Origin of the sequence: Maritalea myrionectae (assembly GCF_003433515.1) — a bacterium.
GTDB lineage: Bacteria > Pseudomonadota > Alphaproteobacteria > Rhizobiales > Devosiaceae > Maritalea > Maritalea myrionectae.
This window is the reverse complement of the sequence record NZ_CP021330.1, coordinates 630,001-632,500: the sequence shown is the minus strand read 5'-3', so window position 1 is coordinate 632,500 and position 2,500 is coordinate 630,001. Positions and strand designations below refer to the sequence as shown.

Below are 2,500 nucleotides of genomic sequence, written 5' to 3'. Positions count from 1 at the left end.
ACTCGAATTCTTCAGTTGGCGGTGCCGCCTGTTTCGTTCAAGCTGTGGGCGGTGATAAGGGTTGCCCCGGTTAGAGTCAACACCTTTTATCTTGGCCCCATCATTTATTTCATATTCGGGCCCATATTTCACCATCGCGGCCAGGTGATTGGGGACAACATGCTTACAGCCGATGCGCATCCCCGCCTTTTGGCCGGAATGCTGCTCGGAACACCAGGACAGCAACGATCGCTTCAATGGCATAACCGACGCCAAATAGCAGATATACCCATGGAAAATTCGGCTCTTCCCATACAGGAACAAATCGATTCGCTATTTCAACTGGCAGAATCAGTAGCGCAAATAGAAGAATCGCGCCGGGCGGCCAAGCTTTGACGCGGAGAATCGCTTGTTCATAGACCATCGCCATCGCAAACATCATCAAAAAATAGCCCACCAGCACAAAGCTGGCCACGCCAGCAATACCGTTTAGAATCGGTGTGTAGTGCCACAAATCAAAAAAGATGCGGACAGCCTCTACACCGATTCCCATAAAGACAGAGGCGAGATAGAAGAACAAAAGTCCCGATGCTGTAAAACTGTGCTGTGATGGTGGTGCGCGAAGGCTCGCCGCGCCGGCAATCGCGGTCAGATAAAAGCCATACCACCAAAATGGTGACGGCCCGACATAAAGAATCAGTGTGCTCGCAAGGAAAATCAGAGCGAGGATAAGAAAAATGAACGGCCTTCGACGGCGAAAAGCCACCATGGCGGAACCTTCAATAGTTGGTCAGATGAGTGATGTTAGACCTAACACCCCCCTAAACGCAAGAAACCCCACCGGCTATTTCTAGCAGGTGGGGTTTTTTGTATATTTTACATCGTAGAGATAATTTTGCTTTTAGCAGACTTGGCAACGACCTACTCTTCCATGCCTTAAGACAAAGTACCATCGGCGCTGAGGTGTTTAACGTTCGAGTTCGGAATGGGATCGTGTTCTGAGCACCTCGCTATAATCACCAAGTCGGCAAAAAGCAAAATTTCGTGAAGTTAAATATGCTCAGGATGTTTATCCTGAGTGATGATGTTCGTGTTTGGTATTGGTGTTACGGACATTGATTAATGAGAACAATCAAGCCAATCGAGCTATTAGTACCAGTAAGCTTCACACATTGCTGCGCTTCCACACCTGGCCTATCAACGTGGTGGTCTCCCACGGCTCTCAAGGGAATGCTAGTTTCGAAGGAGGCTTCCCGCTTAGATGCTTTCAGCGGTTATCCCGTCCAGATATAGCTACCCTGCTATGCTGCTGGCGCAACAACAGGTCCACCAGAGATCTGTTCACCCCGGTCCTCTCGTACTAGGGGCAACTCTTCTCAACATTCCTACACCCACGGCAGATAGGGACCGAACTGTCTCACGACGTTCTAAACCCAGCTCGCGTACCGCTTTAATTGGCGAACAGCCAAACCCTTGGGACCTGCTCCAGCCCCAGGATGCGATGAGCCGACATCGAGGTGCCAAACAATGCCGTCGATATGGACTCTTGGGCATCATCAGCCTGTTATCCCCGGCGTACCTTTTATCCGTTGAGCGATGGCCCTTCCACGCGGGACCACCGGATCACTATGACCGACTTTCGTCTCTGCTCGACTTGTCAGTCTCGCAGTCAGGCGGGCTTATGCCATTGCACTCGACGACCGATTTCCGACCGGTCTGAGCCCACCATCGCGCGCCTCCGTTACTCTTTGGGAGGCGACCGCCCCAGTCAAACTACCCACCACACACTGTCCCGGACGCTGTTACGCCGCGGTTAGACATACATGACGATAAGGGTGGTATCTCACATTGCGGCTCCATAGCAACTAGCGTCACTATTTCAAAGCCTACCACCTATTCTGCACATGCCGACACGAATGCCAGTGTGAAGCTATAGTAAAGGTGCACGGGGTCTTTCCGTCTAACCGCAGGAACCCCGCATCTTCACGGGGAGTTCAATTTCGCTGAGTCTATGCTGGAGACAGTGGGGAAGTCGTTACGCCATTCGTGCAGGTCGGAACTTACCCGACAAGGAATTTCGCTACCTTAGGACCGTTATAGTTACGGCCGCCGTTTACTGGGGCTTCAATTCAATGCTCTCACATCTCCTTTTAACCTTCCAGCACCGGGCAGGCGTCAGACCCTATACGTCGTATTGCTACTTCGCAGAGCCCTATGTTTTTAGTAAACAGTCGCCACCCCCTGGTCTGTGCCACCCTCCCTGAGTTGCCTCAAAAAGGGTCACGCTTATCCCGAAGTTACGCGTGCAATTTGCCGAGTTCCTTCAGCATAGTTCTCTCAAGCGCCTTAGTATTCTCTACCTGTCCACCTGTGTTGGTTTAGAGTACGGTCTATGTTGGTGGAGCTATTTCCTGGAACCTGCTCACGGCCAGAACCAATCCGATAAGGACTGACCGATCTACAAATTCGTCACTACCACCAGGTACAGGAATATTAACCTGTTTCCCATCGTCTACGACTT

1 protein-coding gene and 2 rRNA genes (1 of these 3 cut by a window edge) are annotated in these 2,500 nt (G+C 51.2%); all 3 read right to left on the bottom strand.

Annotated elements, in window-relative coordinates; genetic code table 11:
* Positions 1–163: 163 nt before the first annotated feature.
* A complete protein-coding gene (locus MXMO3_RS03135) occupies positions 164–748 on the bottom strand; it encodes a hypothetical protein (RefSeq protein WP_117394913.1) in 585 nt (194 codons plus the stop codon).
* A gap of 139 nt (positions 749–887) precedes the next feature.
* Positions 888–1,003, bottom strand: a 5S ribosomal RNA gene (gene rrf / locus MXMO3_RS03130).
* A 104-nt stretch (positions 1,004–1,107) separates the two neighbouring features.
* Positions 1,108–2,500, bottom strand: a 23S ribosomal RNA gene (locus tag MXMO3_RS03125) (it continues 1,329 nt past the right edge of the window).

Coding starts and splice junctions, on each gene's coding strand:
- MXMO3_RS03135 (WP_117394913.1), bottom strand. CDS start 748: ATGGTGGCTTTTCGCCGTCGAAGGCCGTTCATTTTTCTTATCCTCGCT.